Raw genomic sequence first — 13,042 nt, 5'->3', positions numbered from 1 at the left:
AATAAAAAACGACAAAAAATCAATCTTTCTCCGTTTTCTTTTTTCGAAGTTTTTCCATAAGTCGAGAAAAGAAACGTAAATTATGAATAGTGGCCAATTTCGGACCAAGCATTTCTTGAGCACGAAAGAGATGTTGAATATATCCTCGAGAATATCGAGATAAACATGTATGACAATCACAACCCTCTTCTAGTGGCTGAGTATCATCTTGATATTTTTTATTCATTACGGAAAATGTATCATACCAAGAGGAATCTATTTTCGTAGGTTCATTCAAATTTATTTCTTCTTTTTTAAAAAAGAAAATTCTTCCGTGCCTTCCCTCTCTTGTTGGAATAACACAATCAAACATATCCCAACCGGCCAAAAAACATCGGATTATATCAAGAGGAGTCCCCACTCCTAATGCAAATCGAAGTTTATCTTGAGGTAAAATAGAAGCTGTATAGGAAATAATATCACTCAAAAAATTTCCTTGTTCATCAATATGCCTCGCTCCAAATCCATAACCATCAAAATCAAATTCTTGTATTCCCTCCACATTTTTTTTTCTCAAATCTCGATAAGGTCCTCCTTGAATTACTCCGAACAAAAGAGGTATTTTGTCATTTTCCAATGCTCGAAGTCGACATTGTTTTTCATACTCTTCTTTACATCGAAGTGCCCATCGAATACTTCTTTCTACCGCCTTTTCTATTTCTTCTCGGGGAGCCTCATTTGGACGAGGATCATCCAAACAAACCATCATATCAACGCCAAGTTCAAACTGCAAAGCAATAGATTTCTCAGGCGTTAAAAAAAATTTTGAGCCATTTAGAGGGGATCGAAATTCCACGCCATCTTCAGTTACTTTTCCTAAGCCAGAATTTTTATGGATAAGCGAATACACTTGATACCCACCAGAATCTGATAATATAGGACCTTTCCACTTCATAAAGGAATGAATCCCTCCCAAATGCTCCACACGATCACATCCCGGCTGAAGAAGAAGATGATACGTATTTACAACAAGAGCCTCGATCCCCGCTTGTCGAATATCTTCCGACATAAGACCTCGAACAGTCGCCCTTGTTGCATCAGGCATAAAGAACGGCGTCTCAAGCGTACCATTTTTTGTTGAAACAGAAACAAAACGAAGTTTTTTTTCTTCTTCATTTATACTAGTATCCTCTCCTTCTTTCATACCCGCATTTCCTATTAAAAAATTCTTTTTATGGAGCTGTTATTCATTTCTTTTCCTCAAAAAATTTTCATTTTTAAAAATTATAAAGAAATGTTTTTGAAGTTTAGACGAAAGTATGGAATTTTACCAGTGAGATTATAAGAACTTTTTTTGGCAAGAATACCATCAAATTTTTATCATAAATAATCTAAAAATCTATAGAATATCTATGCGTATTTCTTTTAAGATAAAAACTTCAAGTAAAAGAAAAAGCTATTTTGAGATAACTCAGAAATAAAAAGGATTTTTTAAAATATACCCATATAAATTTCAGAATCATCCAAGGTGAAATCGATATTTTTTTCAACATAAACATCTTTTCCTGTAAATGATTTTTCTGAAAGAAGAATAATTTTTGAATTTTCTTGATAAGCTCTCGGCATAAAGCGGATAGAAAATACTATTTCTCTCGCATTCTCATACACACCAGTACCAGCACGGATCATACCCAAATCCCATTCAATCTTTCTTCTTCGTTCATCATACGTGACAGCTTCCGTTTCTGTTCCTGATACAAAGTTATTCCATTCAGAAACAGAAGGTATGAAAAGAGAAAATTTTCCATTTGTAACGTCATTATACGGATTTTCTAAACGAAGCTTCACATTATAAACAACTTCTTCATCCTTTCTAAAACGAACTTGATTAAAAGGAGTTCCTGTTGAAGCTTGTGTTATTTCTACATCAATCCCCACGAATGTTTGCATTTTTACAATCTGTTCAGCTCTTCCTGCTACATTTTTAAGACCCAATCGACTCAAAGCATCAGGACTATCCGCTACCACGCGCAAAGTAGAAAAGAAATTTCTATCTTTTGTTCCCGTTATTTCAAAATAATTTCGAACAGGAATTGAGAAGTTAATCTTTCCCGTCTCTCCCAAAGAAAGATCTTTAAGCTCCGGAATATCAGAAGCCCTCCATGTTATCGTTCGCGTTTCCTTATTCCAATTTCCCTTTTCTATAGCAAGTTTATCATAATCCCAGATATCCCCCTCAAAAACAAGTTGGACAATACCGCTTGGCAAAGCAATATCACCCGTATTCGCATACGTTATAGAAAGAGGAACTTCTTGTCCTACAGAAACAATGTTTCCCGCAACCCCCACAGAAAGAGATGTACTTAATAAAGAAGTTGTTATTACTGTAGTGGCTTCTTTTGCTGTAAAGGCAAAAAATGAACCATCCCCCTGAACATACCCTAACTTCGAAGCTATAACCCCTTTCGATCCAGCTTCTTGATAATAAGCTCCCCACATTCGCACAGTACCAGAATCACCCGGATTTAATGTTCCAAGATTCCAAATAAGTTGAGAAATATTTTCTTTTGCAGTTTCAGGTTCTGCTTTTTCAAAATGAAAACCTTGAGAAACATCCGTTACTATCTGTGCATTATAGATAGCATTTTTAGTATTATTGGAATAGTTGATTTGATACTCCGATTTTTCTCCCGGAGTAACTTCCAAAATACCGACTATGTCCAAAGAAACACTTGAGTCTTGAAGGATTGTAGAAAGTTGGGATCGTTTTTCAAATTGACCATTTTCTCTTCCCGTTTCGTATTTTGCAAAAAAATCCATATAAAGAACATCCCCCTCAGATCCAGCGAATTTTCCTTTTATTTCGGAAGAGAAGCTTTCTCCTGGAGAAAGATTTCCTATCGAGATAGTGCCCTTTTGTGCAGATTCTCGTGTAGTAAAAATATTAGCCTTTGGTTCAAATCCAGAAGGAAATTGAACGACGAGAGATGTATTTTTCAAACTTATCCCATTTTCATTTTTCAAAAAAATACGGTAAGCCACATCCAAACCAGCTGAAACCTCTTGAGGACCTTCTATAGTTAAGATCACTTTTTTTTCATTGAAAGAAATTTTTCGATACACACCAAAAAGAACTGATCCTATAGCGATACTCCCGATACAGGCAATCCCCAAAAATGCAAGAAGAAGAATTTTTTTTCTTTTTTTCTTAGATTGATTCTCTCGTTCATCCGCCAAAAGCACAGACTCATCATGCTTAATATCTTCTTCTTCATTCCTAAGAGAGTTTTCTTTCAAAGAATCATCTACATTATACTGACTTGAACGACGAAGCTCTTCTTTTGCTTCAAAGTCTTCTTTTGAGAATTTTCTTTCCAAATCATTAAGTCCCATACTATATGTATATCATTATTATTCCATATTTCTCATAGAAACCGCTGTTTGTATACGAGTATTTTGAGCATCGTAAGAAGGAAGTATCATTCGAATACGAACAAACAATGTTGTATAGTTTGAATAGTTGGCTGGCGGAGATGAACCACCACCACTAACAGTATCAGGACCCACATCAAATCGTCCAATGGTTACATCGGAAACGAGAGTTATTGCGGAACCTAAATTGGTATCCACCTTGCACTCATCCCTCTCTGATGTTTTTCTTTTCATCTTAAAAGATTTATCAGCACCATTATCTAACATATATTCAACACAAAGTTTCTGAGAATAATCATAAATTCTAATTGCGCTAGCATCGCCTCCCCCCCCCGTTATAATATTTACCAAAGTACCACTTCTAACTGATTTCGCTAACGAATCCAAAGCAATCTGTGCATTTTCATGATTTTTTCTTATTTTATCAAACTTCATACGAGTTTGTGTCATATTGGCAAAAATATCTACCGTTGAAACCATGATGATAGAAAAAACAGCCATGGTTACCACGATCTCCAGCATCGACATTCCAGAACGAAAACTTTCTTTTTTTCGAAAAAAAAGAGAAGTTCTTCCTGAAAAATTTTTAGAAAAATATTTCATATAGAGTATTAGTAAAGTTCTACCTTTGAATAAACACATTTATTTGCCGCATTACAATTAGAGTCAGACGCCGGAAAGGTCTCTCCCCAAATGACATAACTCTTTACTGTTTTAGATGTTCCACTATCACTTATGCTTATTTTTCTTTTAAACTTTGTCACTTCTCCTCCAAGATCATCTCTTTGCGTGAAAAGTCCTAAATCTCCATTAGTAAAAACGTAGTTAAAGGTAGCCTTATCCAAAGTAAAATCCTTTTTTTGAATATATGAATCCTTACCATAAAAAATATAATCTCCATTAGATGGTAAGGATAGTGGGCTATTAGTAGGATTACTATGATAATTTCGTACAAATTCGATTCCTTCTTGCGCAAGAGCTACAGCTGTTGTTTGATCACGGATTTCAAACATCTCTTTTACATTATTAGAAAACAACGTTGAAACAGCGAGAAGTCCTATAGAAAGAATTCCTATAGAGATAACCACCTCTACAAGAGAAAATGCTTTTTTGAAAACAAATAATGTCTTATACTTTTTCATATAATTATGGACAATCCGATAAACCATCTTCCACAATATCCCCACTTACAGAGACCGTCACACCAGCACATTTACTTCCCCTTTTTAAGGTATATATTACTCCTCCTCCTGTGATTACTTCTCCATGTGGAACTGAAAAAATCAATTCACCCACTCCATCTCTAAAGAAAACCCCATTCTTTAATGCTTTTGGATTGTAAGGAGCGTAAGTGTTAAAACCAGAACAAGCGTCTGTCGGAGAGTTTTTAGATCTAAAAGAAAAAGTATATGAAGTAAAAGAAGCCACAATTGGATTCAAACGAAATTCACAAGCATAACCACCGCCAGTTGGAATAGTTCCGTTGAGAGCTGAGCGTTTGAGTGATCGAAGATCCGTTGCAAATTCTCTCGCTGCAGATTGTACAACGCCTGAATCTCGATCGACACTTACAAGAATAAGAGAAGAAAGAATGCCGATAATAGCTATTACCATCATCATTTCTAAAAGTGTAAACCCTTTTCTTTCTTGTATTTTTATTTTTTTCATACGCTATATTATTTACTATACTTTATTTAGAAAAAAAAGACAAATGGGAAAAATTTAGCAAGAACATCACCAAAAAAGACACTACAAAACATTCCCAAAAAAAGAAAAGGCGCAAAGGGAACTTGCGAAGATAGTGTCTTTCTTTTCAATATTATTTGTCCCACCCCATAAAGTGCTCCTAAGATGAAGGACAAAAGAATAGCTTCCAGCGAATCTGGGCCCAAAAGAAGTCCTATAGTAAAGGCAACGTAGGCATCACCATACCCCATCCAACGCTCTTTGGAAAAAAAACTCAAAGAAAAAAAGAACAAAAAAGCAATCGTCCCAGAAAATAATCCTGAATATAAACGAAAATCCCAAAAAGAAGTTTTTTGTGAAAAAGTAATAAAATCAACAAAAAAGAAGAAAATTATAGTAGAAAATAATAAACCCCAAAGAATACGCATGGGGATTTCATAATGTTTAGCATCGTATAAAACAATTATCAAAGAAAAACTCACGACAAGAAGATAAAAAAAAGTTTCTCCCCAGGAAAACATATCTGTACTCTCAAAAAATTTCCACCCAACAAGAAAAAACAAACATCCCGTCAAAAGCTCCGCCAAAGGATATCTCCATGATATAAGGGATTTGCATCGCCGACATTTTCCTCTAAGGAGAAGAAAGCTTAACAAGGGAATATTATCAAACCATTGAATAAGCCTTCGGCATACCCGACAATACGACCTTCCCAATAAAGTCTCCGCGGAATGAAATCTTACAACAACAACATGAAGAAAACTTCCCACAATAAGCCCAAAAAGAAAAAATAAGAAGAGAAAGGTGATCATTGCTTAATTTCTATACAAATCATTTTGTTTCAATTTTCTCTATTTTATATACTCGTCGAAAAAAATCGACGAGTAAAAAAATCAAGAAAGAACGTATTATGTGTAATAAATCTCTCATTAACAACCAGCCCCAGCAAATGTAACACCTGTTCCATTTGATTGTAAAGTTCCTGTACAAACACCAAATGTGTTGGTCATAGTAACCACGCCACCAGCGACAGCGCCTGCGCTACAAGTAACAGCAGTAGTAACGGATCCATTAGTTATAGGACTAGCGGCTGCAAATGGAGCAACGCCAAGTGCTGGTGTTGCCTTATCACACTCAACCACAGCGGCTGCATTCCAAGAAGACGCAGCTGCTTTAAAAGAAGCTACTTGAGCTCTTGTTCGAGCATTACTTAAACTCACTAATACAATAGAAGCTAGTATTCCAATAATAGCGATAACGATGAGAAGCTCTATAAGAGTAAATCCTTTTATTGTTTTTTTCATACATATCACCTCCCTTCTTTTTTACTTTTTTTAACATCCCCAAGCAACAACCCCTTCTGTTTGGAACCCAGTCTCACATCCACCATCAATATTAGTTGTGTCAAGTGTTCCTGTCCATCCTTCGGAACAATCCGGTTCTCCACTAGCAATAAATGAGACACCCACAGGAAGAGTGATCCCATCCCATGAACCATCCTCGCAATCAATAATAGATGCTGCTACAGCACTTGAAGCCTGCGCTTTAAATTCTGCCACTCGAGCTCTTTCCCTCGCGCTACTCAAGCTTACTAATACAATAGATGCTAAAATCCCAATAATAGCAATAACAATGAGGAGCTCGATAAGGGTAAATCCTTTTTTCATATTTTTTATTATCTTTTATTTATATACGAATCTTCCACAAAAATATTTTTATTTTATCGTCTAAAAGAATATTATACAGTATCCATATTTTTTTTCATATTTTTTATTATCCTTTATTTTTTAATTTATAAAATATTATAACACATTTTTTTTATTGCATTGCTTGTGAAGAAATGCTATACACCGGCAAGAGCACTCCCACCACCATAACAGCGACACCTATACCCAAAGCAACGATAAGAACAGGTTCTATAAGTGAGGTCATATTTCTTGCCATATTATCCGTTTCTTGATCATAGAAAGACGTTACACTTTTGAGCGTATCTTCTGTCTTTCCTGTTTCTTCGCCAATTTCAAGCATTTGTGGCACTATCGTAGGGAAAAGATCTGGACGTTTCCGAAACGCCGTACTAATACTTCCTCCTTTTTTTACTTCATCCCCAGCGGACAAAATAACTTGTTCATATTCACCATTTCCTACGACGCTCGCTACGATCTGAAGAGCGGAAGCAATGGGTATTCCTCCTGAAAGAAGCGTGGCAAAGTTATCTGAAAATCTTGAAATATACATATACTGAAACAATCTCCCAATAACTGGCAATTTTAATTTTACCCTATCCCATTCACGTTTTCCTACAGGAGTTTGGACATAATAATAAGAAGTTCCGATCAAAGCAATAATTGATCCTGCAACGACCCACCAATAGTTCTGAAAGAAATCTCCTGTTGCCATAAGAAGTTCTGTATACCATGGAATTTCTTGACTTCCCATTTCTCTAATAATGGAAGATAGATTTGGTAAAATAAACGTTATCACGAGAAAACCTACGATAATCGCCGCGCTTAGTACAAATCCTGGGTATGTAAGTGCACTTTTTATTTTGGAAGTGAGAGCATAATTTTTCTCAAGATTTCCAGCGATATAAGAAAAAGAACTTTGTAAATGTCCTGAGACTTCTCCTGATTTTATCATACTCACCATAAGGGGAGTAAATACTTTGGGATGACGAGAAAGACTTTCAAAAAGAGGCGTTCCATCTTCTATATCATCTCCCACCTCTTTCATAATCCGACGAAGATATGCATTAGCAACCTGTTTTTCGATTACACGAAAAGAAACGAGTATAGGAACCTTTGCTTCAAGAAGCGTCGTAAGCTGTCGAAACAGCATAACTAATTCTGAAGCCTTTACACCTTCCCATAAATAACTTAATTCGCTCGAAAGACCACCCCGATTAGCCTGTTCCAAAGAAATAACCACAAGTTGATTACTCTGAAGGAGGAGCGTTGCTCCTTTGGCATCATTGGATTCAACGAAACCTGTTTTTGTTTTTCCTTCTTTATCTTTGGCAATAAAACGATATTTCATATATTCATCATACTATTTTTTTATAGAATACGTTATTTATGTTCGCAAAAGCATTTTAATATAATCTTTATTTCTTGCATATGCAAAGGCATTCTCGATGGTAATGAGCCCTTGTTGAGCCAAGGTTGCCAATGACTTATCTAGAGAAATCATTCCTTGATTTAAATTTGTTTCGATAACATTATTTATCTGGAAAGCTTTATTTTCACGAATAAGATTTTCTATAGCACTATTTTTGAACATAATCTCCAGAGCAGGGATTCTTCCTCCATCAATTCTTGGAACCAATCTTTGTGACGTAACCGCAACAAGAACACTTGCGAGCTGAGAACGAATTTGATTTTGCTGATATGCAGGGAAAACATCCACAATACGGTCTATCGTTTGTGAGCTGTCATTTGTGTGGAGCGTAGCAAAAATAAGATGACCTGTTTCTGCGGCCGTCATAACTGTACTTATCGTATCAAGATCTCGGAGCTCTCCCAAAAGAACAACATTTACATCTTCACGAAAAATAGCCTTCAGTGCTTTGGGATAACTTTCCGCATCCTTTCCTACTTCGCGTTGGGAAATAATACAACGATCTTGCTGATGTATAAATTCTATAGGATCTTCTATTGTAATAATGTTTTTATCTTGATTGTGATTTATATGATCAATGATCGCCGCAAGTGTAGTTGATTTCCCATGTCCTACAGGACCCGTAATTAAAACCAGGCCTTGTGAAAATTTACCTACTTCATAAAGCATATCTGGGACATGAAGTTCTTCCAATGTTCGGATATCTTTCATAATAAGTCGCATAACAATACTTGTATATCCTTGCTGATAAAAAGTATTTACACGAAATCGCATTTTTCCTTCAAAATCGTAAGAGAAATCAACCTGTCCATTTTCAGCAAGTTCCTTCTTTTCTCGTTCAGATAAAAGAACGGAAGCAAATGCTTTTGTGTCTTCATCTTTAAGAATTTCACCCTGAGTAATAGAAAAAAGTCTTCCGTCAATACGAAGGGTTGGGTATCTCCCCACAACAAGATGAAGATCAGATGCTCCTTGTTGAGGAACGAGTCGAAATAAATTTTTTATTTTTTGTTCTATGTGCAAACGATCCATATTTTTATATCAATTCTTTGTATCTAAAAGTATACCATACAAATATACTTTACTCGAATTACTCTTGAAAAAGGGTAATATTAACCTTTTCAACAACCTCTGAAGGAGTAAAATGAGATTTTATAAGATAATCACTTGCTCCCATTTCAATTGTTTTTTGTATATTCTCTTTTTCAGAAAGATTCGTAAGCATAATAACTGGAATATTTTTAAATTCTTCTTTTTTCTTCACTATTTCCAATACTTCCATTCCATCCATATACGGCATCATGATATCAAGAAGAAGAATGTCAGGAATATCTCGATTTAATTGATCAAGTGCTTCTCGTCCGTCTTTGGCAAGTGTTACATCATAACCCTCTTTTCGAAGGCGCATACTATAGACATCACTCACGAAAACATCGTCTTCAGCCAAAAGAACCTTTTTCCCTTTTTTCTCATTTTCATCCATAATATTTCTTTCTCATTCTCTGATTAAATAAAAAATTCTTTTCTCTCCGATAGTATCCTCTATTTCTTTTAATTCACTTATCAAATTTCTATCATCCTACATCATCTGACATATCTCCTCCAACGGCAATTTTTCCTTCAGTTACTCTTTCCACTTCAGAAATTGTTGTAAGTCCTTGTAAAGCCTTGAGAAGACCGTCTTGTTTTAAAAACATCATACCTTGTTTGATAGCAAGTTTTTCAATAACATCTTCATTTAAACCAGGCTGAGTCATAGCTATAGTCATTTCATCATCTACATCCAATACCTCATAAATAGCAACACGACCTTTATATCCTGTCTGCCCACAAGCATCACAGCCCGCTCCTTTATAGAAGACAAGATTTTCTAAATCTAATTTATAATCTTCAAGATGATTTTTCTTTAAAGGAGAAAGAATCTTTTTGACTGCTTCATGTATAGTACCTGGGACTTTCTGCTCTTCTTTGCATTGAGGACAAATTCTTCGAACAAGACGTTGTGCGGCCACGACACGAAGAGCGGAAGAAAGAAGAAAACCCTCCATCCCCATATCAATCAAACGAGGAATCGCACCTATTGCTGTATTTGTATGAAGTGTAGAAAAAACAAGATGTCCTGTAAGAGCTGCATGAATAGAAAGTTCTGCAGTTTCCGCATCACGAATCTCTCCTACCATAATAACATTAGGATCTTGGCGAAGAATTGATCGGAGTCCAGCAGCAAATGTATAGCCAATTTCAGGATGTACCTGACTTTGATTTATTCCATCCAATAAATATTCTACAGGATCCTCAAGAGTAACAATATTCGTTGTTTCTTTATTAAGAATTCTTAAGAAAGTATAGAGTGTCGTTGATTTTCCTGAACCTGTCGGTCCTGTAAGAAGGATAATTCCATAAGGATCACGAATTCTTAAAGTAAAGACTTCAGAATTTCTTCCCATAAGTCCAAGCGAGGTCATGTCTCCCAAGCCACTATTTTTATCAAGAACACGCATAACTACTTTTTCACCATCCAAAACAGGAAGGGTTGAGACGCGAAAGTCAATATATTTATCTTTATCACCTATACGAAATCTTCCATCCTGTGGTTTACGCTTTTCATCGATTTTTAAGTTCGACAGAATTTTAATACGTGCCACAACAGCTTTTCCTACTTCTTTAGGAAGAACAAGCGAGGAATGTAAAACACCATCCACACGAAAACGAACACGATATTCTCTATCCACAGGTTCAATATGAATATCACTCGCTTTTCCCTCAATAGCATGCTTACTAATAACATCTACAAGTTTAGCGACTGGGGCATCTTGAAAACTAGAAACAACATTATCCGCATCTGACTCATCTTCTATAATAAGAGATGCTTCATCATCGTCTTTCAAGTTCTGCACAGCCTTTTCCAAAAGTCGTTCTGCTGTTTCGTATTGACCAAGAACATTATCTATGACGGATGCCTTCGCAATCATAACATCAAACTCTATCTTTTCTTTTCTTGCCAGAAACTGAAGTATGCTCAGAGTTTGTACATTTTGAGTATCTTCCATAATAACCCGAACAACATTATCTTGTTGCTCCACAGCGACAACGCGATATTTTCTCGCTGTATCTTCAGGTATAATACGAAGTATATGAGGATTTATCTTTTCAGTTCCATCCCCTGTAAAAACAGCGCCTCCTTGCGTACTTAATTTTGTTGCCACATCTGTTTTTGAAGTATTTTGCTCAAACATTGCTGTATTTTTTTGTTTGAAATAAAAATCGAAAGATTCCCCATTCCCTCTATCGAACGCTTACAAAAGGATTTTCACGACCTCCTTGAAAATCAAGATCTCGTAAACCTTCTACTGGAAAAATTGATTGTTTTTCTCCAAAAGTTTTCATGTCTTCTGAAGATCTAGATTCAAATGAAGCAAAAATCGTATCATCTTTCGCTAATGACTCTTTTGCAAACATAAATCGCAAAGTCACATCAATAGCAACGATATCTTTGAACAATGCCTCATCTCCTTTTTCTTTTTGTAGAGAAGTATCTTTTCCGATAGAAACAGACTTTACCTCGAAGTTTCTTTCGACATCTTGAATACTTTGCAAGAAATTTTTGGCAGATGCATACGTTCCTGTACCCAAAATAGTTACTTCTACATATTTATTTCTAAGGTCATTCGGTATCAAAGGTTCTGCAGGAACTTCGCTTGTTCCCATTGTTGTTGTAACTGGAGCAACTTCTGCTACAGGAAGAACTTCATTTACTGATCCTTTCTCTATTTTAAAATCACTAATAAGAACACCTGATTTTTCTTCAGCTAAAGACAAAGCATGAAGGATTTTGTCTTCCTGTTCAAGATTGGGGAAATAATTCATTACTTTAGTAACGTCATCTTTCTGAGTATTTATAAATTGATCAATTTCCTGAAAAGAAGCTTTTCTTTTCTCCGCACTCACAAATGAGAGAGTAGCTTTATCAAAATTATCTTTTGAAACACCAATATTCTTAAATTCAGGAACGGTCCAAGAAAAAATAGCATAAAACCCTGCTATAACGAGGAGAACAAATGTTAGAATTCGCAACATAAGCGCTAAACTATTTCATTATATTTTTTAATTTGCCTACCAAAAAAACATTTACTATTTACATTACATCGCAGGATTCACTACAGAAGTTACTATTTCTTTAGAAGAATCTTTCGGTTTTTTTTCCATATTTTTATAAACAATTCCTGCTTCAGCAACAAATTCTTGACGCTCTTCCATTTCTTCCATTCCCATAGAAATTATACGTACTGATGCAATTTCTTTGTCTCCTCGAAAAGAAAGAATTTGCCTAGAGATACCTTCCAATTCATTAGAGGCAATTTTTAGAACAACTTCTCCTCTCTCTTTGTCAAATTCGTAATTTCTAATAACAGCATCTGAAACAATAGATCTTTCTAAAGCTCCGAAATGTCCTTTAGTAAGAATTAATTCATTCTCCCAATTTTTAGCAGCTTGAAAACGAAGATAGGTATCATTCGTCGATCGAAGAGCTTCTCCTTCAATACTTTTAGCCAGATTGGCGGTTTTAGTATTAAGCTCTTCAATATTTGCCTGAAGAGATTTATTATAAAAACTTAAACCACCAGAAACTCCCAGAATAAGAATAATAACTCCGATCAAAGAATAAAGACCATAGTCAGCTGCACTTTTTTTATGTCCTTTTTCAAATTCACTTTCCTGATACAAGTTCATGGAATTAGCCATACGTTCTTTATTGTATAAAATTATTTTTTACTTTTTTAATGCTCTATTTTTATAGTATCATATTTTCAGAAAAAACACCCAAGAA

At 35.4% G+C, this 13,042-nt stretch carries 13 protein-coding genes and 1 pseudogene; all 14 read right to left on the bottom strand.

The genetic code is table 11. The features are described from left to right. Nucleotides 1–19 precede the first annotated feature (19 nt). On the bottom strand, nt 20–1,183 hold the full coding sequence (gene tgt, locus IPN70_03325; protein QQS60898.1) for a tRNA guanosine(34) transglycosylase Tgt: 1,164 nt from the start codon (nt 1,181–1,183) through the stop codon (nt 20–22). Nucleotides 1,184–1,470: 287 nt separating this feature from the next. Next, nucleotides 1,471–3,372, bottom strand: coding sequence for a hypothetical protein (locus IPN70_03320; protein ID QQS60897.1), 1,902 nt, complete (start codon nt 3,370–3,372; stop codon nt 1,471–1,473). An 18-nt stretch (nt 3,373–3,390) separates the two neighbouring features. Next, complete coding sequence (locus IPN70_03315; protein QQS60896.1) at nt 3,391–4,014, bottom strand: type II secretion system protein; 624 nt, start codon at nt 4,012–4,014, stop codon at nt 3,391–3,393. A gap of 8 nt (nt 4,015–4,022) precedes the next feature. After that, nucleotides 4,023–4,553 (bottom strand): prepilin-type N-terminal cleavage/methylation domain-containing protein, encoded by a 531-nt coding sequence (locus IPN70_03310; protein ID QQS60895.1) that lies wholly within the window; start codon nt 4,551–4,553, stop codon nt 4,023–4,025. A gap of 4 nt (nt 4,554–4,557) precedes the next feature. After that, entirely contained in the window at nt 4,558–5,079 is a 522-nt protein-coding gene (locus IPN70_03305; GenBank protein ID QQS60894.1) for a type II secretion system protein, read from the bottom strand. Nucleotides 5,080–5,105: 26 nt separating this feature from the next. Next, nucleotides 5,106–5,909, bottom strand: a complete 804-nt coding sequence (locus IPN70_03300; protein QQS60893.1) for a prepilin peptidase — start codon at nt 5,907–5,909, stop codon at nt 5,106–5,108. Nucleotides 5,910–6,026: 117 nt separating this feature from the next. Then, nucleotides 6,027–6,401, bottom strand: a complete 375-nt coding sequence (locus tag IPN70_03295) for a type II secretion system protein (protein ID QQS60892.1) — start codon at nt 6,399–6,401, stop codon at nt 6,027–6,029. 288 nt (nt 6,402–6,689) lie between these two features. Further along, nucleotides 6,690–6,764, bottom strand: a pseudogene (locus IPN70_03290) (prepilin-type N-terminal cleavage/methylation domain-containing protein). Between the two features lie 151 nt (nt 6,765–6,915). Further along, the gene (locus tag IPN70_03285; protein QQS60891.1) at nt 6,916–8,133 is read right to left on the bottom strand and encodes a type II secretion system F family protein; all 1,218 of its coding nucleotides are present in this window, start codon (nt 8,131–8,133) and stop codon (nt 6,916–6,918) included. A 36-nt stretch (nt 8,134–8,169) separates the two neighbouring features. Then, nucleotides 8,170–9,246 (bottom strand): PilT/PilU family type 4a pilus ATPase, encoded by a 1,077-nt coding sequence (locus tag IPN70_03280; protein ID QQS60890.1) that lies wholly within the window; start codon nt 9,244–9,246, stop codon nt 8,170–8,172. 58 nt (nt 9,247–9,304) lie between these two features. Then, nucleotides 9,305–9,697 (bottom strand): response regulator, encoded by a 393-nt coding sequence (locus IPN70_03275; GenBank protein QQS60889.1) that lies wholly within the window; start codon nt 9,695–9,697, stop codon nt 9,305–9,307. A gap of 91 nt (nt 9,698–9,788) precedes the next feature. Then, nucleotides 9,789–11,450, bottom strand: coding sequence for a type II/IV secretion system protein (locus tag IPN70_03270; GenBank protein ID QQS60888.1), 1,662 nt, complete (start codon nt 11,448–11,450; stop codon nt 9,789–9,791). A 49-nt stretch (nt 11,451–11,499) separates the two neighbouring features. Next, nucleotides 11,500–12,291, bottom strand: coding sequence for a hypothetical protein (locus IPN70_03265; GenBank protein QQS60887.1), 792 nt, complete (start codon nt 12,289–12,291; stop codon nt 11,500–11,502). Between the two features lie 63 nt (nt 12,292–12,354). Next, nucleotides 12,355–12,957, bottom strand: a complete 603-nt coding sequence (locus IPN70_03260; protein QQS60886.1) for a hypothetical protein — start codon at nt 12,955–12,957, stop codon at nt 12,355–12,357. Nucleotides 12,958–13,042: the final 85 nt, after the last annotated feature.

The organism is Candidatus Moraniibacteriota bacterium (assembly GCA_016699795.1).
Taxonomy (GTDB): Bacteria; Patescibacteriota; Minisyncoccia; order Moranbacterales.
Note: the sequence above shows the minus strand (reverse complement) of the source record. Positions and strands in the feature narration are given on the sequence as shown.